General features: G+C 39.2%; 26 protein-coding genes. 20 read left to right on the plus strand and 6 right to left on the minus strand.

Annotation, left to right across the window (positions count from 1 at the left end):
• The first annotated feature begins 597 nt into the window (after window positions 1–597).
• The 7 genes from ilvB (at window position 598) to ACYSNO_RS00035 (ending at window position 8,104) form a co-directional block, all read left to right on the plus strand.
• Window positions 598–2,316: a biosynthetic-type acetolactate synthase large subunit gene (gene ilvB / locus ACYSNO_RS00005; protein WP_461729004.1), complete on the plus strand. Its 1,719-nt coding sequence runs from the start codon at window positions 598–600 to the stop codon at window positions 2,314–2,316.
• Window positions 2,313–2,789, plus strand: a complete 477-nt coding sequence (ilvN, locus tag ACYSNO_RS00010) for an acetolactate synthase small subunit (RefSeq protein WP_461729005.1) — start codon at window positions 2,313–2,315, stop codon at window positions 2,787–2,789. Before ilvB ends, ilvN begins: the two co-directional genes overlap by 4 nt.
• A gap of 38 nt (window positions 2,790–2,827) precedes the next feature.
• Complete coding sequence (ilvC, locus tag ACYSNO_RS00015; protein WP_461729006.1) at window positions 2,828–3,823, plus strand: ketol-acid reductoisomerase; 996 nt, start codon at window positions 2,828–2,830, stop codon at window positions 3,821–3,823.
• Between the two features lie 20 nt (window positions 3,824–3,843).
• On the plus strand, window positions 3,844–5,100 hold the full coding sequence (gene ilvA, locus ACYSNO_RS00020) for a threonine ammonia-lyase IlvA (RefSeq protein WP_461729007.1): 1,257 nt from the start codon (window positions 3,844–3,846) through the stop codon (window positions 5,098–5,100).
• A gap of 138 nt (window positions 5,101–5,238) precedes the next feature.
• The gene (locus tag ACYSNO_RS00025; protein ID WP_461729008.1) at window positions 5,239–6,291 is read left to right on the plus strand and encodes a hypothetical protein; all 1,053 of its coding nucleotides are present in this window, start codon (window positions 5,239–5,241) and stop codon (window positions 6,289–6,291) included.
• The gene (locus tag ACYSNO_RS00030; protein WP_461729009.1) at window positions 6,281–7,540 is read left to right on the plus strand and encodes a tetratricopeptide repeat protein; all 1,260 of its coding nucleotides are present in this window, start codon (window positions 6,281–6,283) and stop codon (window positions 7,538–7,540) included. Before ACYSNO_RS00025 ends, ACYSNO_RS00030 begins: the two co-directional genes overlap by 11 nt.
• Before the next feature lie 9 nt (window positions 7,541–7,549).
• Window positions 7,550–8,104: a YpiB family protein gene (locus ACYSNO_RS00035; protein ID WP_461729010.1), complete on the plus strand. Its 555-nt coding sequence runs from the start codon at window positions 7,550–7,552 to the stop codon at window positions 8,102–8,104.
• Window positions 8,105–8,127: 23 nt separating this feature from the next.
• Here ACYSNO_RS00035 and ACYSNO_RS00040 read toward each other — a convergent pair whose 3' ends face one another.
• Window positions 8,128–9,018, minus strand: a complete 891-nt coding sequence (locus ACYSNO_RS00040) for a YitT family protein (protein WP_461729011.1) — start codon at window positions 9,016–9,018, stop codon at window positions 8,128–8,130.
• Between the two features lie 124 nt (window positions 9,019–9,142).
• Between ACYSNO_RS00040 and ACYSNO_RS00045 the strand changes: the two genes are divergently transcribed.
• The 4 genes from ACYSNO_RS00045 to ACYSNO_RS00060 all read left to right on the plus strand — a co-directional run bounded on the left by ACYSNO_RS00045 (window position 9,143) and on the right by ACYSNO_RS00060 (window position 12,229).
• Entirely contained in the window at window positions 9,143–9,496 is a 354-nt protein-coding gene (locus ACYSNO_RS00045; protein ID WP_461729012.1) for a nucleotide pyrophosphohydrolase, read from the plus strand.
• Between the two features lie 4 nt (window positions 9,497–9,500).
• Window positions 9,501–10,721 carry a CCA tRNA nucleotidyltransferase gene (locus ACYSNO_RS00050; RefSeq protein WP_461729013.1) on the plus strand — a complete coding sequence of 407 codons (1,221 nt, stop codon included), beginning with the start codon at window positions 9,501–9,503 and terminating at the stop codon, window positions 10,719–10,721.
• Between the two features lie 97 nt (window positions 10,722–10,818).
• Window positions 10,819–11,271 (plus strand): hypothetical protein, encoded by a 453-nt coding sequence (locus ACYSNO_RS00055; RefSeq protein WP_461729014.1) that lies wholly within the window; start codon window positions 10,819–10,821, stop codon window positions 11,269–11,271.
• A 190-nt stretch (window positions 11,272–11,461) separates the two neighbouring features.
• Entirely contained in the window at window positions 11,462–12,229 is a 768-nt protein-coding gene (locus ACYSNO_RS00060) for a DNA/RNA non-specific endonuclease (protein WP_461729015.1), read from the plus strand.
• Window positions 12,230–12,281: 52 nt separating this feature from the next.
• On the opposite strand, the gene ACYSNO_RS00065 is transcribed toward ACYSNO_RS00060, so the two are convergent.
• The 3 genes from ACYSNO_RS00065 to rpmG form a co-directional block, all read right to left on the minus strand.
• On the minus strand, window positions 12,282–14,255 hold the full coding sequence (locus tag ACYSNO_RS00065) for a CDP-glycerol glycerophosphotransferase family protein (protein WP_461729016.1): 1,974 nt from the start codon (window positions 14,253–14,255) through the stop codon (window positions 12,282–12,284).
• 621 nt (window positions 14,256–14,876) lie between these two features.
• Window positions 14,877–15,026 carry a hypothetical protein gene (locus ACYSNO_RS00070; RefSeq protein WP_461729017.1) on the minus strand — a complete coding sequence of 50 codons (150 nt, stop codon included), beginning with the start codon at window positions 15,024–15,026 and terminating at the stop codon, window positions 14,877–14,879.
• Between the two features lie 965 nt (window positions 15,027–15,991).
• Window positions 15,992–16,141 carry a 50S ribosomal protein L33 gene (gene rpmG / locus ACYSNO_RS00075; RefSeq protein WP_002296119.1) on the minus strand — a complete coding sequence of 50 codons (150 nt, stop codon included), beginning with the start codon at window positions 16,139–16,141 and terminating at the stop codon, window positions 15,992–15,994.
• A 214-nt stretch (window positions 16,142–16,355) separates the two neighbouring features.
• Here rpmG and ACYSNO_RS00080 point away from each other — a divergent pair, with 214 nt between their 5' ends.
• From ACYSNO_RS00080 to ACYSNO_RS00100, 5 genes are all read left to right on the plus strand, one after another.
• Window positions 16,356–16,922, plus strand: a complete 567-nt coding sequence (locus tag ACYSNO_RS00080; protein WP_461729018.1) for a 5-formyltetrahydrofolate cyclo-ligase — start codon at window positions 16,356–16,358, stop codon at window positions 16,920–16,922.
• Window positions 16,919–17,599 (plus strand): rhomboid family intramembrane serine protease, encoded by a 681-nt coding sequence (locus ACYSNO_RS00085; RefSeq protein ID WP_461729019.1) that lies wholly within the window; start codon window positions 16,919–16,921, stop codon window positions 17,597–17,599. The genes ACYSNO_RS00080 and ACYSNO_RS00085 overlap by 4 nt, the downstream gene beginning before the upstream one ends.
• A gap of 98 nt (window positions 17,600–17,697) precedes the next feature.
• Complete coding sequence (locus ACYSNO_RS00090) at window positions 17,698–17,904, plus strand: YqgQ family protein (protein ID WP_461729020.1); 207 nt, start codon at window positions 17,698–17,700, stop codon at window positions 17,902–17,904.
• Window positions 17,905–18,873, plus strand: a complete 969-nt coding sequence (locus ACYSNO_RS00095; protein WP_461729021.1) for an ROK family glucokinase — start codon at window positions 17,905–17,907, stop codon at window positions 18,871–18,873.
• 19 nt (window positions 18,874–18,892) lie between these two features.
• Window positions 18,893–19,297, plus strand: a complete 405-nt coding sequence (locus ACYSNO_RS00100) for a rhodanese-like domain-containing protein (RefSeq protein ID WP_461729022.1) — start codon at window positions 18,893–18,895, stop codon at window positions 19,295–19,297.
• Window positions 19,298–19,341: 44 nt separating this feature from the next.
• Here the strand turns inward: ACYSNO_RS00100 and ACYSNO_RS00105 are convergent, their stop codons facing one another.
• Window positions 19,342–19,509 carry a DUF3042 family protein gene (locus ACYSNO_RS00105; protein WP_461729023.1) on the minus strand — a complete coding sequence of 56 codons (168 nt, stop codon included), beginning with the start codon at window positions 19,507–19,509 and terminating at the stop codon, window positions 19,342–19,344.
• A gap of 154 nt (window positions 19,510–19,663) precedes the next feature.
• Between ACYSNO_RS00105 and ACYSNO_RS00110 the strand changes: the two genes are divergently transcribed.
• The 4 genes from ACYSNO_RS00110 to ACYSNO_RS00125 are packed head-to-tail and all read left to right on the plus strand — an operon-like array spanning window position 19,664 to window position 24,350.
• A complete protein-coding gene (locus ACYSNO_RS00110; protein WP_461729024.1) occupies window positions 19,664–20,824 on the plus strand; it encodes a galactokinase in 1,161 nt (386 codons plus the stop codon).
• Window positions 20,825–20,850: 26 nt separating this feature from the next.
• A complete protein-coding gene (gene galE / locus ACYSNO_RS00115) occupies window positions 20,851–21,840 on the plus strand; it encodes a UDP-glucose 4-epimerase GalE (protein ID WP_461729025.1) in 990 nt (329 codons plus the stop codon).
• A gap of 11 nt (window positions 21,841–21,851) precedes the next feature.
• Entirely contained in the window at window positions 21,852–23,333 is a 1,482-nt protein-coding gene (galT, locus tag ACYSNO_RS00120) for a UDP-glucose--hexose-1-phosphate uridylyltransferase (RefSeq protein WP_461729026.1), read from the plus strand.
• Between the two features lie 18 nt (window positions 23,334–23,351).
• A complete protein-coding gene (locus tag ACYSNO_RS00125; protein ID WP_461729027.1) occupies window positions 23,352–24,350 on the plus strand; it encodes a LacI family DNA-binding transcriptional regulator in 999 nt (332 codons plus the stop codon).
• Between the two features lie 87 nt (window positions 24,351–24,437).
• Here the strand turns inward: ACYSNO_RS00125 and ACYSNO_RS00130 are convergent, their stop codons facing one another.
• On the minus strand, window positions 24,438–24,680 hold the full coding sequence (locus tag ACYSNO_RS00130) for a GlsB/YeaQ/YmgE family stress response membrane protein (protein ID WP_461729028.1): 243 nt from the start codon (window positions 24,678–24,680) through the stop codon (window positions 24,438–24,440).
• Between the last annotated feature and the right edge of the window lie 215 nt (window positions 24,681–24,895).

The raw sequence follows: 24,895 nt of genomic DNA on the forward strand, positions 1-24,895 counted from the left end.
TACTCTTTTCAGTTAAACAATACCAAAAAGTACACGTGATGTAAAGTTGAACCGCCGTATACGGAACCGTACGTACGGTGGTGTGAGAGGACGAATAATCATTTAATGATTATTCTCCTACTCGATTCTATTTCTAATTAAATTTGAAATATTCTGACAAAACTAATTGACTTTTAATATAATTAACTGTATATTATAAAGAAATTAAAGAAAGTTCATTTTAGAGGAGACGATACGTATGCAATTCACGAATAATCTATTTTTATTAGTCATTATTAGGTAGAGGACTTAGAACACCGGAGCAAGATGATCCGTTTGTTTGAGTCCTATTCGTGTTACGAAATGGGATTCTCGCAAAAGAGTATCCTATTCTCTTGAATAGAAGGATGCTCTTTTTTTATTCGATTCTTTGGAGGGAGATAATAGTAAAAAATATATTATAAAAGTGTAGGGAAGTCTACTTTTGAACCAAATATTGGCCAAATAAGAAACAAATGATGGAATGATTTGTCTGTAATATAGAGGAAAAAGGTGTAGATTGACTGGACTTGCTCAAAAGACAAAGAACTGACTCATAAGATATTAGGAGGAATTTTGATGGAGAATAGACAAATAAAAGACGAAACCCAACAATCGTACTCCGGTGCTCATCTGTTGTTGCGTTGTTTGCAACAGCAAGAAGTGGAGATGATTTTTGGTTATCCAGGTGGAGCCGTGTTACCAATTTATGATGCCTTATACAATGCGGATATTCCAAATATCTTAACGCGTCATGAGCAAGGGGCGGTTCATGCAGCTCAGGGGTATGCAAAAGCCACTGGAAAACCAGGAGTGGTGCTTGTGACGAGTGGTCCGGGAGCTACAAATGTGGTGACTGGCATTGCAGATGCAATGGCGGACTCAACACCTTTGGTAGTGATTACTGGTCAGGTAGCAAGCCCGGTTATTGGTAAAGACGCTTTTCAAGAGGCAGATATTTTGGGAATTACACTGCCGATCACAAAGCATAATTATCAAGTTCGTAACATCGAGGATTTAGAAAAAACCTTAACAGAGGCGTTTCATATAGCTACAACGGGTCGAAAAGGTCCGGTAGTCATTGATTTACCCAAAGATATGACGTTAGCAACAACGAAAGTATCAGATAAAGCAGTAACGATTCAACTTGAAAGCTATCAACCAAACACGGATCCTTCTGAGACGCAAATTAATAAATTGATGGCAGGGTTACAAAAGGCTAGCTGCCCAGTTCTACTAATTGGTGCAGGGGTAACCGCAGCAGATGGTGAGATGCTTTTGAGAACATTCGTCGAAAAATATGCGATTCCAACGGTTTCAACCTTACTGGGATTAGGGATCCTTCCTAATGACACACCAGAATTTTTAGGGATGGGAGGAATGCATGGGAGCTATGCCGCAAATATGGCCTTAGCAGAATGTGACTTTTTAATTAATATTGGTAGTCGTTTCGATGACCGCTTGGCAAGTTGTCCAGCAGAGTTTGCGCCCAATGCAACGATTGCTCATATTGATATCGATCCAGCAGAAATTGGAAAAGTGATTGAAACCGATATTCCAATTGTTGGTGATGCAAAAGTCGCTTTGCAAAAATTGCTCGACTATCCCTATCAAAAAGTTGAAATGACCTTATGGCAAGAACTTTGCCAACAACGCAAAAAAAATTATCCATATACGTATGATAAAGACAACAAAGAAGAGATTAAACCGCAACGTTTAATTGAAAAAATTGGCGAATTAACGAATGGGCAAGCCTATGTCTCGACAGATGTTGGCCAACACCAAATGTGGGTCGCGCAGTACTATCCATTTAACTTTGGAAAACAATTAATTACAAGCGGTGGTTTAGGTACGATGGGTTACGGAATTCCAGCAGGGATAGGCGCCCAGTTTGCCCACCCTGAAAAAGAAGTCGTAGTTGTTGTCGGGGATGGTGGTTTCCAAATGACCAATCAAGAGATGGCACTGCTGAATGAATTTCAATTAAATGTGAAATTTATTTTAATCAATAATGCTTCTCTAGGCATGGTGCGTCAATGGCAAGAGAAATTCCATGGCAACCGTTTGTCTTCTTCGGTTTTTAATAATCAACCTGACTTTATTAAGTTAGCGGAGGCCTATGGGATTAAGGGAACGAAACTAACCGATCCAACAACATTTGAAAAAGAAATAGAAGAGGCTTTTGCTTATCAAGGACCACAATTAATTGAAGTGGTCGTTTCTAGTAGTGAACATGTGTTACCGATGATACCATCAGGCATGCCAAATCATAAAATGATTGGAGTGAAGGGGCAATGAGAAGAGTAATTGTCGCATTAGTTGCCAATAAATCAGGAGTGCTGAGTCGGATTACAAGTGTGTTAAACCGACGCCAAGTGAATATTGAAAGTATCTCAGTTGGAGCAACGGAACAAATCGAATTGTCACGCATGACGATTGTTGTGAATGTGAGTGATTTAGCTGAAACCGAGCAAGTAATTAAGCAACTCAACAAACAAATTGAGGTTTTAAAGGTCTTGGATATTACAAGCACCCCTCATATTGAACGGGAATTGGCTTTAATTAAGGTCAATGCCCCTACACCGATACGATCTGAAATTCAAGCGGTCATCGCGCCGTTTCGAGCAGATATCGTTGATGTGGCGCAAAAAAGCATCATGATTCAAGTGGTGGGCACCCACGAGAAAATTGATGCCTGTATTGAAGTGTTACGCCCTTATGGGTTAAAACAACTCGCTCGTACCGGAGTAACGGGACTTGTTCGAGGATAGATGAAAAATAAAAAACAAAAATATTGGGGGAATTAGTAATGGTTAAAGTATATTATGATGAGAACGTGGCAACAGACGAATTGAAAGGAAAGACAATTGCAATCGTTGGTTACGGTTCGCAAGGTCATGCGCATGCACAAAACTTACGTGACAACGGCCACAGCGTCATCATTGGTTTACGTGAAGGAAAATCAGCAGAAGCAGCAAGAGAAGATGGATTTGAGGTTTATCCAGTGAAAGAAGCTGCTGCAAAAGCAGACTTAATCATGATTTTGGCACCAGATGAAATTCAAGGTGCACTTTATGAAAATGAAATTGCACCAAGTTTAGAAGCTGGAAACTCTCTCGTTTTTGCTCATGGCTTCAACGTTCACTTTGACGTGATTACGCCTCCAAAAGATGTGGATGTTTTCTTAGTTGCACCAAAAGGACCTGGTCACTTAGTTCGTCGAACGTTTACAGAAGGCTTTGCCGTACCAGCCTTGTATGCTGTTTATCAAGATGCAACGGGCAAAGCACAAGAAACTGCTTTAGCTTACGCAAAAGGGATTGGTGCAACTCGCGTAGGCGTGCTAGAAACGACTTTTAAAGAAGAAACAGAAACGGATTTATTTGGAGAACAAGCCGTATTATGTGGTGGTTTAACTAGTTTAATCGAAGCTGGTTTTGAAACGTTAGTTGAAGGTGGGTATCAACCAGAACTGGCTTACTTTGAAGTCTGTCACGAATTAAAATTAATCATCGACCTCATTTATGAAGGTGGATTTGGTAAAATGCGTGATTCTATCTCAAATACAGCGGAATATGGGGACTATGTTTCGGGGCCTCGCGTGATTACGGCTGATGTGAAGGAGCGGATGAAAGACGTTTTAACGGATATTCAAAATGGAAACTTTGCAAAAGGTTTTGTTGATGACAACGCGAATGGCTTTACAAACTTTAAAGAAATGCGTCAAACAAGAAAAGCACATCAAATTGAAACGGTTGGTGAAGAATTACGTAAAATGATGCCATTTGTTCATTCAGGTGAGTAAAAAATAGCGAGGTGAACCCTTTGGAGTATGTGACAAAAGAACAAATTCAAGCAGCCCATGAAAGTTTAAAAGGAGCAGTCATCCATACTCCTTTGCAACACGATGCTTATTTATCAGAAAAATACCAAGCCAATATTTATTTGAAGCGAGAGGATTTACAAAAAGTTCGCTCTTTTAAATTACGAGGTGCCTATCACGCGATACAACAACGAACAGCCCCCGAGTTAAGTCGGGGGGTTGTTTGTGCCAGTGCTGGAAACCATGCTCAAGGGGTGGCATATACTTGTCGTCGCCGAGAAATCCCAGCAACGATTTTTATGCCAACAACGACTCCTCAACAGAAAGTTTCACAAGTCGCCTTTTTTGGTGGTGATTGGGTGGATATTCAACTTGTCGGAGATAACTTCGATTTATCTGCACAAGCAGCAAAAGAATATGCCAGCAGTCGGAAAATGGTTTTTATTGATCCTTTCAACGATGCAGCAATTATTGCTGGACAAGGGACTGTGGCGGTTGAAATCATGGAAGAACTTCAAAAAGTCGCAGTTGTCCCTGATTTTATCTTTTCTGCCATTGGAGGCGGTGGTCTTGTCAGTGGCGTGGCTAGCTATGTCAAAGGAGTGAGTCCATCGACCCAAGTAATTGGAGTTGAACCAAAAGGAGCAGCATCGATGGAGGCTGCCTTTGCACAAAATCAACCGGTCGCGTTGGAAAATATTGACAAGTTTGTCGATGGAGCTGCGGTAAAAGAAGTCGGGGATCTCACTTATGCGCATGCACGTGCATTTGTCGATCATTTAATGCCGGTCGATGAGGGCCAAGTTTGTGTGACTATCTTAGAATTATATAGTAAACAGGCAATTGTGGCAGAACCAGCGGGTGCTTTAAGCGTTGCTGCATTGGAAACGATGCGTGAAGAAATCAAAGGAAAAACAGTTGTTTGTATCATTAGTGGTGGCAATAATGACAGTAGTCGGATGGCTGAAATTGAAGAACGAGCGTTAATTTATCAAGGATTAATGAATTATTTTGTCATTCATTTCCCACAAAGACCAGGTGCTTTGAAGGAATTTGTCAATGACGTCTTAGGGCCAGAGGATGATATCACTCGTTTTGAATATACGAAAAAAATAAATCGGGGGACAGGTCCGGTCATTCTTGGCGTCTTATCGAAAGATACAAAAGACCTACCAAGCTTATTTGCTCGCATGCTTGAATTCGATCCGAATTATCTATCGTTAAATGAACACCCTTCTTTATTTACCTTATTAGTTTAATTAGACTTCTTCGATGCGCTGGAAATTTCATTCGGTTGCTCGAAGGCGTCTTTTTTTTTTTACTTTTTTTGGTCTCTGAAACGGGCTATGTTATAATTAAAGTAACATCTGCAGACAAGGGTGGTGAGGCGAGTGCAAATGAACTATCGACAAGCGACACTGGAATCCAGCATTACTTATGGTGAAATCTTAACAACAAGTATTCAACCAACGATGTATCAGGGAAAACATGTCATTATCTTAACGAATCAACGGTATTATGATCGTTTTTTCGAAAAAATCCAAGGCGTTTTTTCGTCAGTTGCGATGGATTGGTACGTTTGTCGTAACCAATTGTATGCGAATACGTTGGAAGAATGGATGAGCCTGTTAGCTTACTTGGAACAATTTTCGCGTAAGAAAGCGTACTTATTGGTAGCGATAGGGAATGCAGGCGTCGTTGAATTAGCTGGGTTCTTACAAAAGGTTAGCCTGCTCGACAGCACGTTTTGGGCTATCCCAGTGTCTTTTCAGAGCTACACACAATCCTTAGTACCTGAAAAGACGATTTATCGTCAGCCGAGTCGACCCATACTCAGACAAATCAATTTACCAGAAAAAATTTTTCTTGATCAAACGATGCTCGGCCCAAAAAGAGAAGGTCGTCTAATTGATTTACAAGTATTTATTCGGACGGCGGTTGTTTGCGATTATCAATTATTACGACGACTTTTCAAGGAATATCCGAATCAAAAACAATTGCAAGCAACGAATTTTACTGCTTTAATAGAGGAGCTAACCTCCTATTATCAAATGTCAGTCAAGACGATTGAATCATATGGGAAGGTTTTTGAAGAAGCTTTTTACTTGACTGAGGGTGGGCATCACTTGTCTGAGAACATGAAACGTTTTTTAGGTTTTTTGATGCACTTCATTTGGAATGCATTCGAAGAAACATGGACATTTAACCTTGAGAACTTTTTGCTTTGGTTGAATCATCTGGGTTTTCCTATATTCTTTCCCGAACAGATTTCAATGGCTGAATATTTTCAAAATGTCTTGCAACTTGTTGAGGGGGGAACGGTCGTTTGTTTAACACGCGTAGGTGAGAAAGGACCAGATAAAAAAGTGAACGAACAAAGCTTAATTAATGCTTTTGAAAATTATCAAAAAATATGTAGAGAAATAAAGAGGGAAAACAATGACACATAGTGAAAAAATGTTGGATGCCATCCAAAAAGAAGATCTCGTACAAGTCCAAATTGAATTCGCGCAAGCGATTCGAAGTGATGACAATGAGACGTTGATGGAATTGGGAGAAGTTTTGTTATCAATTGGCTTTTTAGAAGAAGTGAAAGAGGTTTATGAGGCCCTTTCACGGCGCTTGCCGGCAGAAAGAGAGGCATTTCTATTGCCTTTAGCAGAAGTTGCGATTGAAAACAATGAAATGGAAGCAGCTTTTGAAATGTTAGAAGAAATTTCAAAAGAAAGCCCTTATTATCCGCAATCCTTGTTAATTTTGGCGGATATCTATCAAATTCTAGGGATTCCTGAAGTAAGTGAAGCCAAGTTAAAGGAAGCGCAAGCCTTACTTCCAAATGAGCCTCTGATTCATTTTGCTCTTGCAGAATTGTATTTTTCAAATCAACAATATCAAGAAGCACTGCTCAATTATAACCGACTGTTAGAAGTGGGAATCGAAGAAATGTTGGGCATTTTAATTATCGAGCGAATCGGTACATTGCTAAGCATGCAAGGGGATTTCGAAGAGGCCGTTCCCTATTTGGAAGCTGCAATTACTGAAAAAGAAACCCCAGAGACTCTTTTTCAACTCGCTTTTGTTTACCTACAAATAGATGAAACGGAAAAAGCGATTCCGTTTTTAGAAAAAATTCGTCAGCTAGATCCACAATATCAAGGAGTCTATTTATACTTGGCTCAAGCTTTACAAAAAGAAGAACGTTTAGCAGAAGCACAGGAAGTCATTGAGGCTGGAATTGCTGAAAACCCTTATGAAGTGGCCTTTTATCATTTTGCTTCGGAGAATAGTTATCGACTACATGAGAGCAAAAAAGCGGAATCCTTTTTATTAAGGGCACTTGAGACAGGTGAACAAACCGATGAAACACGTTTAATTTTAAGTAACTTCTATTTAAATGAAGAAATGTTTGAAGAAGTCATCGAAACGATTGCTGGTTTAGAAAATCCAGACCAGCCCTATGCCCTATGGAATCTTGCTCAAGCCAATTATCATTTGGAAGAGTATGCCAAGGCAGCGAAATATTATGATGAAGCGAGTTTCTTATTAAGTGAAGAAGCGGACTTTTTAAAGGAATACGGATTGTTTTTACGTGAAGAAGGACGTTTGCGCGAGGCAAAAACGACCTTAGCGAATTACTTGAGTTTGGAACCAGGAGATTTGGAAGTGCAGTCACTCTTAGATGATCTATTAGAAAGGTAGGCATCCATCATGACCATCGATATCAAAGATAAGAAGCGATTTTTAACATGGCTCATTACGCATGAATTTTTTGTCCGCCGAGAAGTTTCATGGATTTTAAACTATTTGGTGACGCATGATGCCATCTTAAAACAAGTGCATTTTGTTGAATCAGCAAAACGTACACCACGTGGTATCTGTGTGAAAAGCTCCACCGTTTCAGATCAGTCAATTACGTTATTTTTGAACGATCGCACCTACCAAGATAGTGACCAAATTTTTCACGAAATACGCTTTAACTGGCAAGAGCCCTTATACTTGGAGTGTATTTTCCCCGAGTCTTGGGACAATTCCTTTTACTTAGCCGTTTTAGAAGATAATCCCTATCATAAGTGGAATGACTCGCTAGATGAAGAGATGGTTGAACGTGTGGACGCTTTTGTTAGACAAGCAGAGATTGACAATCAAATCCAAGAACTTTATCAAAAAATTGATACGGCGTTAGAAAACGATGATCAATTGCTCTTTCGACAATTAACTGAAAAAGTAAAGGATTTAATGATTCAAAAAGAAGAAGCAACTTAAGCTTTAGGTTGCTTCTTTTCCTTTTATTTTTTAATTGAAAAAAGGGGTTTTCTTTTGGGAAGAAGGTAACTAAACCCTTCGCCGTGAACCTCATGTACATTAATGATTGAAATAAATGCTTGGGGATCTTGTTCGTGAATGAGCCGCTTCGCTAAAGTGATTTCCCGAGGTGTCATGACCATATAAAGCATTTTTTTTGAGTGTTTTGAGTAACCTCCTTCACCGTTTAGATAGGTCACACCTCGTTCAAGTTCGTGCATGAGGATTTCAGCTAAGATTTCATTTTTCTCAGACATGACGAGTATCCCTTTTGCGGCATATCCACCATCTAAAATCGAATCAATAATTTTAGAAAAAACATAAGCAAATATTAGCGTGTACATCATGCGATTTAGACTGATATAAGTCAGGGAAGCACTAAGAACCAAGCTATCAAAAATTAACAGCGAGCGACCGACAGATATCCCGAAATATTTTTCAATGATGAGTGCAAAAATGTCACTGCCACCCGTTGTCCCGCCAACTTTATAGACTAAGCCACTTCCAACCCCGCTAATCAATCCGGCGAGGAGAGCAGCGATTAAAATATCTTCTTGTAAATCAATTTGAAAAGGAATTTTTTGCCAAAAAGCGAGCCAAAAGGAAAGGCCAAAAGTTCCTATTAGTGTGTAATAAAAAGAACGAAGACCCAAATATTTTCGACCGATAAGGATTAAGGGGATGTTTAGCAAGAGAGTGCTGATGGCGGGATTGATCCCAAAAAGGGCGCGGAAAATCAGCGTAATCCCAGTGATTCCTCCTTCTGCTAAGTGATTAGGGATGTTGAGGAAAATCACAGCAAAGCCAATGATGGCCGTGCCGACAATCATTACGAAAACATCACGTAAAATTTTTAAAGAAAACCATTGTTTCATATAGAACCCTCCAATAAGACATCATCTCTTTGTTTTGATGGTATCACGAAAAAAGCCTAGGGACAATTGACTTCTTCTAGGAATTCTCATTTTCTTTTGCTATTATAGGAGGGAGGTGAAAGGTATGCAAGAAAGAGAACGTTCGTTGGCGTCAATGCAACAAGAAGTCGATGAGTATATTCAACAATTTAAAACGGGTTATTTCTCCCCATTGGCTTTGCTTGCGCGTTTGACAGAAGAAGTGGGAGAGTTGGCTCGTGAAGTCAATCATACTTATGGTGAAAAACGTAAAAAAGAAACCGAAGCAGAAAATAGCGTTGCGGAAGAATTGGGCGATGTATTGATTAATACTGTGATTATGGCAAATGCTTTGGGGATTGATTTAACAGAAAGTTTCGAAAAAAATATGGTAAAGTTTAACCAACGGGATCGTTTTCGTTTTGAACGAACAGATGGAAAAACGGGAAATGAGGAGTGAGTAGATGGAGCTAAAGAAACTCCCATATGAATACGAGAAAGCACTGCCTCTTTTAAAAAAAATTGAAGCTGCGGGTTTTGAGGGCTATTTTGTCGGAGGGAGTGTTCGGGATGTTTTATTAGGACAACCAATCCATGATGTCGATATTGCGACCAGTGCTTTCCCAGCTGAGATTAAAAGTATTTTTCCTCGCACGATTGACGTAGGGATTGACCATGGGACGGTTTTGGTCTTGGTGGAAGAAGAAGGTTATGAAATTACGACTTTTCGAACAGAATCCACTTATCAAGATTTTCGCCGACCGGACCACGTTGAGTTTGTTCGTTCGTTAGAAGAAGATTTGAAACGTCGTGATTTTACGATTAATGCATTTGCGTTAAAAGAAGATGGTGCGATTATTGATTTATTTGGTGGTTTGGAGGACTTGAATCATCGTATCTTGCGTGCGGTGGGCAACCCTTATGAACGATTTCATGAAGATGCTTTGCGAATGATGCGTGGCCTACGGTTTGTCAGTCAATTAGGTTTTACCTTGGAAGAAAAAACAAAAGCATCCATTTATGAAAATCATGCGTTATTGGCGAAAATTTCAATTGAAAGAATTACAATTGAATTTGTAAAGCTATTGTTAGGTCAAAATCGCCGATTAGGAATCTCCATGTTAATCGAAACCAACTGCTATCAGTATTGTCCAGGGTTACGTGGGCAAGCAAAAGCCTTGCAAGCATTTGCTTCTTTGCCAGAAAAACAACTTGAAAACGAAGTCCAAGCATGGACGTTACTGATCGATCAACTTGGACTGACTGCAGAAGACGTTCGTCCGTTTTTAAAGGCGTGGCGGTGTTCCAATCAAATGATTCGGTCGGTTCAGCAAGCTTTTAAAGGTTTGCAATGGCGGAAGAAGGCGATGTATTCGAAAATGTTATTGTACGATTTAAAAGAAGAGACCATTCTCACGGTTGAAAGCCTGTTGCCTTATTACGGTTTAGCCAGCCAGCAGGAAGAGGCACGAAATGCCTATCACAAACTCCCAATTAAAAAATTAACAGATTTAGCTATTAATGGACACGATCTGATGACGGAATTTCAAAAACCGGGTGGTCGATGGTTGAAAGAAGCTCTAGAAAAATGTGAACAAAGTGTTGTGGAAGGGCAAATAAAAAACAAAAAAAAATCGTTGTTTGATTACCTAAAAGAAGAACAGAATGATTTGGTTGCTTTGTGAAAATTAGTAATAAGATTTGTTTTATTTACGACTTTGAGAGGTTATGTTAAACTATAGATGTATTAAATCGATAAAGAATAAGTGAGGAGCGTTCAAGATGGCAAGAGAAATGAAAGCTTTAAAAATTTTATTCCGTAATGGAGAAACATGGACGGTAGATCGTCGTTACATTGGAGACCTATGGATTAAACAAATCACAACGAGTTTTGGTCGAATTAAAGGAAGTGAATTTGTTGAAATTCATCCATGTGCGGGTTTCAAGATTGAGATTTATGCAGAAGGAGATCATGTGAAAACACATGATATTAACCTTGGTGGACTTGAATTAGGAATGTTCTCTCGAGCATTGAAGTATGAAGACATCGAACGTATGGAGATTATTTATCAAACAGGAGCACCTGAATTGGTTTACTTCCCATACAAAGACAAATCAACAGAAGGCTTAGACAACGAGTACCAATCCACTCGTGTCAGCGAAAAAACAAAAAGCTTGTATATTGTGATTGATCCAGAACAAACGGTAGATGAAGTATACGGCGAATTCTTTTAAGAGATTAAATTTATAAATAATTAAGGGACTGTGATTGTCGAAAGTTCCTATTCTTCAAGAGTGAAAGTCAAGGATTTAGTTATTTTTTGCAGGGAGTAATAGTGAAACGCAAAAAATGATTCCTCGGATTTGGCGAACTTCAAGAATAGGCGACAATGACAGTTTTTGTTTTGTATAGAATGGAGAAAAGATGAAAAAGAAAAAAGGTCATTTAAGCAAAAAAACAGCAGGCATTTCATTTGCCATCCTTGCCTTATTGGTATTTACTGTTACGGCAGGTCAAATCGATCTCAATCAATTTGACCCCAACGATTGGTCAACGATTATCGACGTGTTTCGTGAGACACCTGCGAAAAAGGAGAACTATGAAACATTATCTGCCTTGCCCGACTTTGACGGTGGGGAAACGGTGGTAGAAATAAATCATAATCAACCGAATTTTTCTCCAGCAGACTTGTCCCTTGCGCAAGGGTATTGGCAAACTTTTATGGACCTAGATTCGTTGAATCGCGTAGGTCAAGCAAATGCAATGCTTCATCGGGACTTTATGCCTACCGAAAAACGGGGAGACATCTCAAAAGTTTATCCGACTGGATGGAAACAAAAGAAAATGAGTCAAGGGGACATGCTTTATAATCGATCGCATTTAATTGGCTATCAATTTTCTGGTGAAAATGATAACTGGAAAAACCTAATGACGGGCACGCAGTATATGAATCAAGTGACGATGAAAAGTTATGAGCAAGAAGTCGCAAAACACCTAAAAGAAACGGACCATTATGTTCGTTATCGAGTGACACCCTACTTTAAAGGGGATGAGTTCGTTGCTCGAGGCGTTCAAATGGAAGCAAAATGTGTCGAAGATGATGTCATTTCATTTAATGTTTTCTTATATAACGTACAAGAAGGGTATGCTATTGATTATAAAACCGGTGAAGCAAAAGCGAAGGAAAACTAGATAAAAGCGAAAAGCTGACATGGAATTCTAAAAAAGATTCCATGTCAGCTTTTTATATGCCAAAAGATATTTTTTTGTCTTGAACACGAGTTAATTCTACATAAATCCGTTCACATGCTTTGGTATCAAGATAAAAGTAGAGATTTTTCTTTAAATCTTTCCGGTAAACTTTCTCAAGGCGATTCCATCTGATTTTCTTTTCGATGGCATCTAAAACATCGCTGAGATGATGAAAGATGGGGCCGGGGAGGGAAAAATCCGCTTTTTTTGTGTCTGAAATTTCGGGAACAGGTTCGTCAAATTGATAGTAAAGGACCGTTCGTTTTTGCAAAGCGAAGTCGAGACCGACACTTGAATAATCGGTAATCATGATTCCATGTGTTTTCATTAGTGTTTGTACATTTTCATTTTTGGCATCTAGAATGTTTACTTCTTTTGCTTGAAAAAGGTGACGATACTTTTGAAAGTTGTTGTGCAGGTAAAAAGAAATCGTTACCTGTTGCTCATGAACAAATTGTTTGAGTCTAGGATTTGTAAGTAAACGTTGGAATGCCAGGTAAAAAGGGGTCTTCATAAACTCAGCATCTGACAAATGATCTTGTCCACGTCGCCAAGAAGGCATGATCAAGATTTTTTTGCGTGTATTATAGGTCTTCCAAAGATTTGCCCCTTCTAACAGGCGATCAAAGCGCGGCAGGCCAGTAATTTTTACTTCGTCTGCCGGATAATGCATGTCTTTTTCGACTAGTTCTGCTTCGCGTTTTGAGGAAACAATAAAGGTGTTGATTAAATCTGGTTGGCCGTTTTTGCCATAAAAAGTATCGACATTCTTTATAGCGGTGATTCCGTGTTGTAAAAAGAAGTTATGACATTTTTTTCGTTGCTTCTCAGTAGCTTTTGTGATTAGTGGAATCCCATAATTGATTGTATGGGAGGAAATTAAATAACTTGCTTGAAAAAACAAATGGACATGTTCTGGACTTTTGTAGTCAATGACTTTTTCTTGATAAGCTTGCAAGTTTTTGGCATCGGGGGCTTCTTTTTCAATGACATAATAGACATCAAATCGTTGGTCGTTTTTCATTAAATAGTTAAAAAATACCAAGCCGTTTTCTTGCGCTTTGTGTGGATATTCAAAAATTAGAACGATAGGTTTTTTTGCAGGAGAGACGTCTGTTTTTTTCTCATAATGAAAATAGGCCTCACCTGCTTCGTAAGACAACAAAGTCATTCGCGAGGAGAGATTCCCATAGCTCGTACTGTAAGAACGGAGAAAAAGAGTTTTTGTTTGTTGATCAGATAACGTGCTTTCAATAATCCCATCATTTTCCGCACCCAATCGAAAGGAGTAGGGCGTTAATGGGAAGAAGGTGCTATCGATGGTTAGCCAGTAATCAACAATCATTAAATGATAGCTTGTGGTTCTTAAATGGTGAAGGAAGTTGTCATTGAGCAGTTGGTTCTCAAATAAGTAATGGCAAGTATTTTGATACGTATTTGATTCGGTTTGAATGGATTCCTCAATCGGCAAGAGAACTGAAAAATGGTTGTTTGTCTCACGCTCTCGCATCGTTAAAGTAATCTGACTTAAAGGGATATTCTTTGTTTTTACCGTCAATTTAAGGATTGGCTTGGATTCATTCAGAAATTCTCCTTTACTCGTAAGATAATAAGCCCTCGCTGTTGGAACTTGATGCCACATAAAGCGAAGTTTCTGATCCAGGCTAAAATAAAGATAAATTGCGTGTTTATCAACAATTTGTTGGAGCGTGTTCATTAACTGAATGTTGAATCGTTCCGCTGTAATCTCTAAATCCGTTTCGCCGTAATAAATAAAAACTCGTGACTCTTGATCTGGAATCAACAGTTTTGCTACATGGACGGCAGAAATTCTCCAACAAGAGGACGAAACCTTTTCAAAAGGAGTGACTTTGGAATGATTACTGATACGTAAATTGGTGAGAGCGGTCTCTTGGCTTTCGATATAAAAAAAATCACTTTGCGTATAAAGGCTTATTTCTTCCATTAAAAAACCTCCTATCAATTTGGCATTCGAATTTTCTAACTTCATCTGTTAAGAAAAAGCTTAAGCAATGCTATTTATGCTATAATAAAAAGAACTTCTTCCTTATTATACAACGAATAGGAAGCAAAAAGATTGACAAATGAAGAAAAAATGAGGGGATCTAATTGTTTTCATCGAGTTACAATCAGAAAATTGGTTATTCACTGGTTTTAGGAGTGAATTGGTTGTTCACATACGATCGCCTATCCTTATTGTCCCTAGAATTGGCTTATTTAATAGGGATGGTATTGGTTTTTATCTGTTTACTTATACTTAGACGGCGCGTGTATTTTAATCGATGGGTGAAAGTTTTAATTGGAGTGCACCTTGTTTTTCATGGGCTTGTAATGTTAACGCTGCCAATCGGTCTTGTTTTTGCTCTCATCGGTTCGTATTATCTGGCATTGAAAATATTTTTGAGTGTGTATTTTCCCTCACTGGTCTTGGTCTGTTTAGACAGTTACTTCCTCTTTGGTAAACGCCTTTTTCTAAAAAAGGCAAAAAAATAAGCATCTACTGTCTGGATTCAGTAGATGCTATCAGTACGAACTCGAATTTTCGTCCATTAGAGAATTACACTCCTTATGCTGTTTTTGCTAATTCTTGTACTGCTTGTTCAATGGTACGACCGGTAGCAAAATGATTTTCGTCATTTTTATCAAAGACGATGAATAAGTTTAATTCGGTATCAAGTGTTACACGGTATTCCAATGTATTGTTATAGAATGTCATTTTACATTCTCCTTTCTTTAAGTGTTGATGAAAGGCAACCATGAGGTCAATAACGAAATCCCTAAATGAAGTATAGCACAAAAGAAAAAAACTTGTCAAATCTTACACGAGAAAAGCAGAGAATCGAAGAAAAGGTGCGAAGAAAGTGAAAAGAATGGCTTTTTGCAAGTTAATATTTTCTTAAGGATTCGAAGAAGAATCTGTCTGGTCTTGCTTCTTACTGATTGAAAAATCGTGTTGACATGATTATAAATGAAAGTATTTTTGATACGTATTCAAAAACAGTTAACATGGAAAATAAACAATGCGGCATCCCAATTATGAATTTGATGGGCAATAGGCTACGTCAATTTTTGATGGAAAAGAAAAAGTTGTGTGAATTCGTAATCAAAACGGGGTACCCTTAGTCACCTATGCAGGTAATCATCTTTCATGACACAAAACCGATGTACTCAAAAGTAGAGGCTTGTTAATTGATGGGGAATTCTTGTTTCTTGTGCTGCCTTATTGAATGTAGTTTTTTTCGTGCATTTTTTTAATAGAGACACATCGATGGTAGCGATTGAAGCAAGGAAGTCGTTAATCAAGTGTAGTTTTTTAAGCAGTACCCAGTGCCCATTTTGAACAGCTGAGAATCATTATTTAGAAGCTGGTTGATTGGTATGAACCAACTTTTTGCGCTGTCTATGAGTAAAGTACACCGGATCCATAGAGGAATGAGGCTTTCGAATTCGTGCGTAGTTCTTCGTGCAGGAAGAGGCTTATTATAGAGAGCTCCTTAAAATCGAAAGTAGTTCTACTTGACGAAACATCAAAATATCTAAAATAAACAAGATAGAATACGCAACCTTTGTTTTTGTCTAAAAAACGAACCTAAAGACATTTCTAAAGATATCGTGTTTTTAAGCAAACAAAAAAACGCCAAGCCCAATGTTACCAAGGGGTTTGGCGTCTGTAAGCGAAGCTTATTTTGTTTCACGATGTAAAGTGACTTTTCTTTCACGTGGACAGTATTTTTGTTTTTCTAAACGGTCCGGATTGTTACGTTTGTTTTTGCTTGTTAGGTAGTTACGTTCTTTACAAGAAGTACATTCTAAAGTGATGTTTACGCGCATCTTTTTTCCCTCCAATACTTTAAAGAATCCTCTAAGACATTTCTCAGACTTAAATATCATAGCATGACTCTCTGGAAAAAGCTAGTCTTTTTCTTATTTTTGTTAAGTAGTTCTACTTGACGAAGGAGGAAGAGAAAAAATGTGCTTTTTTGAGAAATCAATTTGCTATTCATGTGAAATTTCGGTACTATTTCCTAGTAGGAGTGTGAAGCATTTGAGCAAGAAAGAATTACGGCAACAGGGAATTCAAAGATTAAAACAATTGGCCAGTAACCCTCAGTTGAAGAGCGAAAAAGAAAGTCAAATTTTAGCCTTATTTTTTGCTTCTCGCCAATGGAAACTAGCAAAGACAATCGCGGTAATTCGCCCGGTTGATTTTGAACTAGATACAAAAAAAGTGATGAACAGAGCCTTTATTGAAGGGAAAAAAGTGGTCGTACCCAAATCATTACCTGAAAGGCGTTTGGCTTTTTATGAGGTCGATACTCAAACGAAGTATTATCAGACGAAGTTTGGTGTAGAAGAACCTGAAAGCAACTTGTTTGTCACGCAAGAAGAAATTGACTTGCTGATTGTTCCAGGTTTAGTATTTTCGACCAAAGGGTATCGCATTGGTTTTGGTGGTGGATTTTACGATCGTTACCTTGCAACGTACCAAGGAGAAACGTGTAGTTTGGTTTTTTCGGAACAAATAAATAATACATGGAAAAAAGATCCTTTTGATCTTCCAGTCGCAAAAATTTATACGGACCAGTTGAAAGTCGAGGAGGAACGAAAATGAAGTTACGAAATATGAAAAATCAACCATTTATTACGATTGGTTTTTTGTCGATTCAAACCGCTGTTTTTTTGCTAGCTTATCTATTACCAGGCTTGCTAATTGAGTTTAGAGGATCGATGTTCGGTCCATCAATTGCTTTGAACAATGAATATTGGCGTTTGATTACGCCGATTTTTATTCACTATGGTTTGATGCATTTTGCAGTAAATTCAGTTATTCTCTATTACATGGGGCAACAAGTGGAGGCGATTTACGGGCATTGGCGTTTTCTTTCAATTTATTTAGTTAGTGGCATCATGGGGAATTTATTAGGCTTTGCCTTTAATCAGGTAAATGTTCAAGCCGCCGGAGCAAGTACGTCCTTGTTTGGTATGTTTGGTGCTTTTGTTGTTTTAGGTTTTCATTTTAAGAATAATCCAGCAATTCAGGGAATGGTACGTCAATTTGCCTTGTTTATTGGTTTGAATCTAATCTTTGGCCTATTTGACCAAACCATTGATATGTATGGGCACATAGGTGGCTTGCTTGGTGGGATTTTGATGGGGAACCTCGTCGCTTTGCCTGTCCAAGTAGGGAAGAAATATTCCATACATGTACGGATTCTCTCAGCGATGATCTTAGCTTTTTTCTTAGTTTTTTGTTTCATCTATGGTCTAAGAAAGTATCATGTGCTTTAAAAAAATCACTTGTTTTATCTGTTAGTGAAAAGGTCGATTTTCTTAAAACAGATTGAAAAAAAGTGAAAGATTAGTATAATAATAGGAAGTGTTTTTAATTGGAGAGTTTGTACGACGTTCAGCAGTTACTTAAACGATTTGGTATTATTATTTATGTAGGGAAACGACTCTATGATATTGAATTGATGTCGCAAGAAATCAAGCAATTATATGAAAGCCGTCTCATTGAACAACAAACCTACTTAAAAGCATGGGCGATTTTAAAAAGAGAACATCAAATTGAATTGAGCAAGGAGGACTTGTAAATGTCAACAAAGAAGGTTATTGGAATTGATTTAGGTGGGACCACAGCAAAGTTTGCCATTTTAACAGTTGAGGGGGAAGTGCAACAAAAATGGAGTATTGAAACAAACATTTTGGAGGATGGGAAGCATATTGTCCCTGACATTATTGCTTCAATTAACCATCATCTTGATTTATATGGCTTGTCGGCAGAAGATTTTATAGGTATCGGCATGGGCACACCTGGTAGTGTTGATCGACAAGCAGGAACGGTGATTGGTGCCTACAATTTAAATTGGAGAACCTTGCAACCGATTCGTGAACAAATTGAAGCTGGAACGGGAATCCGTTTTGCTTTAGACAATGATGCGAATGTGGCTGCGCTTGGAGAGCGTTGGAAAGGGGCAGGGGACAATAACCCTGACGTCATTTTTATTACGCTCGGTACCGGTGTCGGCGGTGGTATTATCATGGAAAATACGTTGCTTCACGGTGCTGCAGGATGTGCAGGAGAGATTGGTCATATTACGGTTGATCCAGAAGGGTTTGAATGTACTTGTGGGAAAGTTGGCTGTCTTGAGACGGTTTCGAGTGCAACAGGCGTCGTCCGTGTTGCTCGTCATTTGGCAGAGGCGTTTGCTGGAGAATCGGAATTAAAAACACGTCTGGATGATGGACAAGCGATTACGAGTAAAGATGTATTTGAGCTGGCTGAAAAAGGCGATAAATTTGCTTTAATCGTTGTGGACAAAGTTTGTTTTTACTTAGGATTGGCTTGTGGGAACTTAGGTAACACGTTGAATCCATCAAGTATTATTTTAGGTGGCGGTGTCAGTGCAGCTGGGGAATTCTTACGTAGCCGCGTAGAAAAATACTTCTTCCAATTTACTTTCCCGCAAGTCAATGAAAGTACCGTCATTAAAATGGCACAACTAGGGAACGATGCAGGTGTCATCGGTGCATCATCACTTGCCTTACAATTTCAAGACTAGAAAGGTCGGTCAGTTTTAAATGGGAAAATTTTTATTATGGTTAAATGTTATCTTGGTTTCGATTTTACTTTTATTTGGAGCGAACTGGTTGTTTTATTATTTCATGGGAAAACGTTCGGCGACAATCATCACTGAAGAAGAATTTCGCGAAGGAATGCGAAAAGCACAAGTTATTGACGTTCGAGAGAAAAATGACTTTGATGGTGGACATATTCTAGGTGCACGTAATATTCCTTATACTACCTTCTCACAGTCTGTCGTGGGCATTCGCAAGGACCTACCTGTCTATTTGTATGATAATACAACTACACTTAGTGTGCGTGCAGCAAATAAGCTGCGTAAAAATGGATATACGAATATTTTCATTTTGAAAAAAGGCTACCAGGAATGGTCTGGCAAAACAAAGAAGAAAAAAACATTTTAATAGCAAAAAATAAGCCATGCCGGTTTTCGGTCATGGCTTATTTTTTAGCGTGCAAAGCTTTTTCGATTCGCTCTACGACGATTTTCATCAATCATTGTTTCCTTTTCGTCGATTGGATCGATGACTGTTTTTTTAATCGTGGCAATTAAGCCGGCCGTTGCTGCAGTTGTGACTAAAGAACCAACTACAAACCCTGTAACGAATTTTTTCATTGTTTGTCACCCCATTTCTACCTCTTTATTATGACTGATTCTGTAGCATTTGGAAAGTGAAACTTTCTTCTTTTATAAAAAATAAAACAATTGAAAATATTTACTAAATGTTTTATAATTAATTTACTAACAATAAAGAAAAGAGGTTCAGAAGATGGAAAAAGATTTGCAAAGTATTTTTAAGGAACAATTTCACGAGGAAGCAACAGGCGAATATTTCGCACCGGGGCGAATTAACTTAATCGGAGAGCATACGGATTATAATGGCGGGTATGTTTTTCCAGCAAGTATTACTCTCGGGACGTTTGGCTTGGCAAGAAAGCGTGAGGACCAGCAAATTCGCTTGTATTCAGAGAATTTTCCAGAAAAAGGTATGATCGAATTTTCATTAGATGATTTAGATTACAACGAAGCCCATCATTGGACGAATTATCCCAAAGGAATGGTTCGTTTTCTAAAAGAAACAGGCTATCCAATTGATTCTGGGTTCGAGGTTGTCTACTACGGTACCATTCCAAACGGAGCGGGTCTTTCTTCATCTGCTTCGATTGAATTATTGACGGGGGTTATTTTACAAGATTTGTTCCAATTAGACATTGAGATGCTTGACTTGGTGAAAATTGGGAAGCGTGTGGAGAATGAATTTATTGGTGTAAACTCAGGAATTATGGACCAATTTGCGATTGGTATGGGAAAAAAAGACCATGCTTTATTATTGGATACGAATACGCTAGAATATGAAGTGGTTCCAGCAGACTTTGGTGAATACGTGGTCGCGATTATGAACACGAATAAACGTCGTGAACTCGCTGACTCAAAATACAACGAACGTCGAAGCGAATGTGAGGAAGCCCTGCGTCGCTTGCAAGTAGAATTAACGATTGATTCTTTAGGTGCTTTGGATGAAGAAACGTTCTTTGCCAACACGGCATTGATTGGCGATGACATACTCATCAAACGTGCAAAACATGCGGTAACTGAAAATCAACGAACATTAAAAGCCAAAGCGGCCTTGCAAGCAGGAGATTTAACGACGTTTGGTCAACTATTAGATGCCTCTCACTTGTCGTTGAAAGACGATTATGAAGTGACAGGAATTGAATTAGATACCTTAGTGACCGCTGCACAAAATCATCCAAGTGTTTTAGGCGCAAGGATGACAGGCGCAGGCTTTGGCGGTTGTGCGATTGCTTTAGTCAAAGCAAGTGACTGGGAGGACTTTGTTGCGAAGGTTTCCAATGAATACCTTGAAAAAATCGGCTATGCGACAGCCATTTATCAAGCAAGCATCGGTGATGGTGCGAAAAAAATTTAATCGAAGCAGATGAAAGGATGAATGAGATGTCAATTTTAGTTTTAGGAGGAGCCGGTTATATCGGCTCGCATGCAGTCGACCAATTGATTCATAAAGGATATGAGGTGGTCGTTGTTGACAATTTATTGACGGGGCACCGAGCAGCGATTCACGAAAAAGCCACTTTTTACGAAGGGGATATTAGGGATCGCTCCTTTTTAGCGGATGTCTTTGCAAAAGAAACGATTGAAGGGGTCATTCATTTTGCTGCCAGTTCGTTAGTTGGTGAATCCGTTGAAAAACCATTGATGTATTTCAATAATAATGTTTATGGAATGCAGATTTTATTGGAAGTAATGGAAGCGCATGGCGTAAAAAATATTGTCTTTTCTTCAACGGCTGCGACTTATGGCGAACCAGAAGTGAGCCCGATTACGGAAGAAACACCGACAAATCCGAAAAACCCTTATGGGGAAAGTAAATTGATGATGGAAAAAATGATGAAATGGTGTGACAATGCATACGGAATGAAGTATGTTGCTTTGCGCTATTTTAACGTAGCAGGTGCCAAAAGCGATGCATCAATTGGTGAAGACCATACACCAGAGACGCACTTAGTTCCAATTATTTTAGAAGTTGCACTTGGGAAAAGAGAAGCGTTGTCCATCTTTGGGGATGATTATGAAACTCCTGATGGAACCTGTATTCGTGATTACGTCCACGTGGAAGATTTAATTGCTGCGCATATTTTAGCACTTGAATACTTAAAAGCCGGCAACGAAAGTAATGTCTTTAACCTAGGGAGCAATAATGGGTACTCGGTCAAAGAAATGCTAGATGCCGCACGAGAAGTGACCGGCAAAGAGATTCCTGCCTGTGTCGCACCTAGACGAGCAGGCGATCCGGGTTCATTAGTCGCATCGAGTGCCAAAGCGAGGGAGATTTTAGGTTGGCAACCCGTTTATACGGATGTCAAAAAAATAATAGAAACTGCATGGAATTGGCACGTGAGCCATCCAAATGGTTACCAAGATTAGGAGTTTTATTCATGAACTTAAGTCAAATTATTGTTGATTTTACAACCTGTGCCATTGCATCCGGTGGTTGGATGGAACTGGATCGCCTCTATTTGCAAAATCGAGTGCTAGGTCTAATTGGTGAAGTTGCATTGGAGGAGGCAACCGTACGTCCTGTAACGGTGGAACCGATTGAATTGATGGACGCCTTGGTGGCGCAAGCCAAAGTCAATCAAGTGATTGGGGAAACGTTCGCAGAAAGAGAGATTTTGGAAGGTCAATTAATGGATTTTCTGACGCCACCACCTTCCGTCGTAAATGCTTTTTTTGCGCAACATTATGAAAAAAATCCAACTGCAGCAACAGATTATTTCTTTCAACTTTGTCAGCGAAATGATTATATCAAAACGCGAAGTATAGCAAAAAATATTGTTTTTCCAATCGAAACAGAGTATGGAAAACTAGATATTACGATTAATCTTTCAAAACCAGAAAAAGATCCGAAAGAAATTGCTGCACAAAAAAATAGTCATACCGTCGATTATCCCAAATGCATGCTTTGTATGGAAAATGAAGGGTATTTGGGTCGTATAGATTATCCGGCGCGAACCAATCATCGCATTATTCGAATGAATCTTGATGGAGAATCTTGGGGGTTTCAATATTCCCCTTATGCTTATTATAACGAACATTGTATTTTATTATCTGAAGCGCATCGACCAATGAAAATTGAACGTAGCACTTTTGAGCGACTGGTGAAAATTGTAGACGTACTTCCGCACTATTTTGCGGGTTCAAACGCAGATTTACCAATCGTCGGGGGTTCAATTTTATCGCATGATCATTATCAAGGCGGACGCTATGAGTTTGCGATGGCCAAAGCGCCAATCGAGACGCCTTTTGAGATTCGTGGGTTTTCTGGCGTTCAAGCAGGTATTGTGAAGTGGCCGATGTCAGTTATTCGTTTGCAAAGTCTCCGACCAAAAGATTTGGTTGATGCGGCAGAAATGATTTTGGCGAAGTGGCAAAATTACTCAGCGCCGGAATTAGAAATTATCGCCCATAGTGCAGATGGTACGCCTCATCATACGGTGACACCGATTGCTCGACGTCGAGGAGAATTATTTGAACTTGATCTCGTGTTACGTGATAATAATGTTTCTGAAGCGCATCCAGATGGTATTTTTCATCCGCACCAAGATGTCCAACATATTAAAAAAGAAAACATCGGTCTGATTGAAGTCATGGGCTTGGCTGTTTTACCACCGCGGTTAGCGAAAGAGTTAGTAGAAGTGGAAAAATATGTACTCGACGAAGTCAATGAAATTGCCGACTACCATGTACCTTGGGCGGATAAAATGAAAGAAAAACATCACTTCACACTCGAAAATGTCACGAAAATAGTGCAAGAGGAAGTCGGTCTCATCTTTGCCCGCGTTCTTGAAGATGCTGGAGTTTTTAAACGAGATGCCAAAGGACAAGCTGCTTTTCAAGATTTTGTAACGAATTTATAGATAAAGGAGGAGAAACAAATGGCGACGATTAAAGATATTGCAAAAAAAGCAGGCGTTTCTCCTGCGACCGTTTCCCGTGTGCTGAATTACGATCCGGAACTTTCTGTTAGCAAAGAGACAGAAAAAAAAGTTTTTGAGATCGCAGAAGCTTTGAACTATACAAAACATAAAAATAAACGACGTGAATCCGCTGTTTTACGTTTGGTTCAGTGGTATGATAGCGAAGAAGAACTCGCTGATTTGTATTATTTAGCGATTCGTTTAGGGATTGAAAAAAAGGCAGAAGAACGCAATGTTCGTTTGGTGAAAGAACAAATGTCTGAGCTGTCTAGCATTGAAGTGCAAGGAACAATTGCTTTGGGGAAGTTTGATCAAAAACAAACCAAAGTGCTTGGTCAATTGACCGGTGAATTACTTTTTGTTGACTTTGATGCCTTAGGACAAGGCTATAACTCGTTAGTTGTTGATTTCTCTCAAGCGATTCAACAAGTTGTCGATCAATTAGTAAAAGAAAAACATCAACGAATTGGAATCTTATCTGGTGTAGAGTACACAAAAGAAAGCCAGTATGAAATTGAGGACCCGCGTTTCTTGGTCTTGCGTGACTACTTAACACGCTTAAAAATGTATGATGAGACGAACCATTTGCAAGGGACTTTCACCATTGATGGTGGTTTTGCAGCGATGCAAGACTACTTGGCGGAGACACCAGATTACCCAAGTGCTTTTTTTGCATCTAGTGACGCTTTAGCGATTGGCGCCATGCGTGCCATTCAGGAAAGAGGGTTGAGAATCCCAGAAGACATCGCAATCATTGGGTTTAATGATGTCAGTGTCGCAAAATATGTGACCCCTGCACTCACTACTGTAAAAGTCTATACGGAGTGGATGGGAGAGTTGGCTGTATCGACGATGTTGGAGCTCATTCAGGAAGCGGCACCCGTACCAAGGAAAATTACAGTTGGGACGGAACTGGTTTTAAGAGATTCAACGGACTTATCGAAGAAACAACGCTGAGTGATCGCGTGAGGTGAGCGTTTATAAAAAAAGACCAAACGAAAGGGCCTGCGACAAAAGTTGCAGGCCCTTACTTGTTGAAAATGTTTATTTTTTTCCAAAAAAGAAGGAAACGACTGCGACAACAATCACAGCTCCTAGAATGGAAGGAATCACTGCCATGCCGGCGACCGTCCATCCCCATGTGCCAAACAAGGCTTGACCGATGGAAGAACCCACGAGTCCGGCAATAATGTTTGCAAAAATACCCATCGAGTCGCCTTTTTTAGTGAGAGCACCTGCGATGGCGCCAATGACACCTCCGACAATTAATGACCATAAGAAACCCATGTCTTCATCTCCTTTAAACAAAACAAATGTGACGGGACAGTGTGTTCTTTCGTACAAGTTTATTTTATCATAAAGCTGATTTTTGCCGCAAGAAAAGACCCTTATCTTGAAAGGATCATGATAACTGAACCGGATGGGATTTGAAAACAACAAATGATTCACTGTTGCTCTTTTTTATTTTATGGTAAAATGGGTAGGAATCTGTAAAGGTAGGG

Source organism: Enterococcus sp. LJL98 (assembly GCF_054871745.1).

What these genes read in the sequence shown, in the direction of transcription:
- ACYSNO_RS00130 (WP_461729028.1), bottom strand. Translation starts at nt 24,680, where the DNA reads ATGGGTTTCTTATGGTCATTAATTGTCGGAGGTGTCATTGGCGCCATC.
- ilvN (WP_461729005.1), top strand. Translation starts at nt 2,313, where the DNA reads ATGAGAAGAGTAATTGTCGCATTAGTTGCCAATAAATCAGGAGTGCTG.
- ACYSNO_RS00070 (WP_461729017.1), bottom strand. Translation starts at nt 15,026, where the DNA reads ATGACATTCTATAACAATACATTGGAATACCGTGTAACACTTGATACC.
- ACYSNO_RS00095 (WP_461729021.1), top strand. Translation starts at nt 17,905, where the DNA reads ATGTCAACAAAGAAGGTTATTGGAATTGATTTAGGTGGGACCACAGCA.
- ACYSNO_RS00110 (WP_461729024.1), top strand. Translation starts at nt 19,664, where the DNA reads ATGGAAAAAGATTTGCAAAGTATTTTTAAGGAACAATTTCACGAGGAA.
- ACYSNO_RS00040 (WP_461729011.1), bottom strand. Translation starts at nt 9,018, where the DNA reads ATGAAACAATGGTTTTCTTTAAAAATTTTACGTGATGTTTTCGTAATG.
- ilvB (WP_461729004.1), top strand. Translation starts at nt 598, where the DNA reads ATGGAGAATAGACAAATAAAAGACGAAACCCAACAATCGTACTCCGGT.
- ACYSNO_RS00125 (WP_461729027.1), top strand. Translation starts at nt 23,352, where the DNA reads ATGGCGACGATTAAAGATATTGCAAAAAAAGCAGGCGTTTCTCCTGCG.
- ACYSNO_RS00105 (WP_461729023.1), bottom strand. Translation starts at nt 19,509, where the DNA reads ATGAAAAAATTCGTTACAGGGTTTGTAGTTGGTTCTTTAGTCACAACT.
- ilvC (WP_461729006.1), top strand. Translation starts at nt 2,828, where the DNA reads ATGGTTAAAGTATATTATGATGAGAACGTGGCAACAGACGAATTGAAA.
- ACYSNO_RS00025 (WP_461729008.1), top strand. Translation starts at nt 5,239, where the DNA reads ATGAACTATCGACAAGCGACACTGGAATCCAGCATTACTTATGGTGAA.
- galE (WP_461729025.1), top strand. Translation starts at nt 20,851, where the DNA reads ATGTCAATTTTAGTTTTAGGAGGAGCCGGTTATATCGGCTCGCATGCA.
- ACYSNO_RS00030 (WP_461729009.1), top strand. Translation starts at nt 6,281, where the DNA reads ATGACACATAGTGAAAAAATGTTGGATGCCATCCAAAAAGAAGATCTC.
- ACYSNO_RS00045 (WP_461729012.1), top strand. Translation starts at nt 9,143, where the DNA reads ATGCAAGAAAGAGAACGTTCGTTGGCGTCAATGCAACAAGAAGTCGAT.
- ACYSNO_RS00065 (WP_461729016.1), bottom strand. Translation starts at nt 14,255, where the DNA reads ATGGAAGAAATAAGCCTTTATACGCAAAGTGATTTTTTTTATATCGAA.
- galT (WP_461729026.1), top strand. Translation starts at nt 21,852, where the DNA reads ATGAACTTAAGTCAAATTATTGTTGATTTTACAACCTGTGCCATTGCA.
- ACYSNO_RS00060 (WP_461729015.1), top strand. Translation starts at nt 11,462, where the DNA reads ATGAAAAAGAAAAAAGGTCATTTAAGCAAAAAAACAGCAGGCATTTCA.
- rpmG (WP_002296119.1), bottom strand. Translation starts at nt 16,141, where the DNA reads ATGCGCGTAAACATCACTTTAGAATGTACTTCTTGTAAAGAACGTAAC.
- ACYSNO_RS00100 (WP_461729022.1), top strand. Translation starts at nt 18,893, where the DNA reads ATGGGAAAATTTTTATTATGGTTAAATGTTATCTTGGTTTCGATTTTA.
- ACYSNO_RS00055 (WP_461729014.1), top strand. Translation starts at nt 10,819, where the DNA reads ATGGCAAGAGAAATGAAAGCTTTAAAAATTTTATTCCGTAATGGAGAA.
- ACYSNO_RS00085 (WP_461729019.1), top strand. Translation starts at nt 16,919, where the DNA reads ATGAAGTTACGAAATATGAAAAATCAACCATTTATTACGATTGGTTTT.
- ACYSNO_RS00035 (WP_461729010.1), top strand. Translation starts at nt 7,550, where the DNA reads ATGACCATCGATATCAAAGATAAGAAGCGATTTTTAACATGGCTCATT.
- ACYSNO_RS00050 (WP_461729013.1), top strand. Translation starts at nt 9,501, where the DNA reads ATGGAGCTAAAGAAACTCCCATATGAATACGAGAAAGCACTGCCTCTT.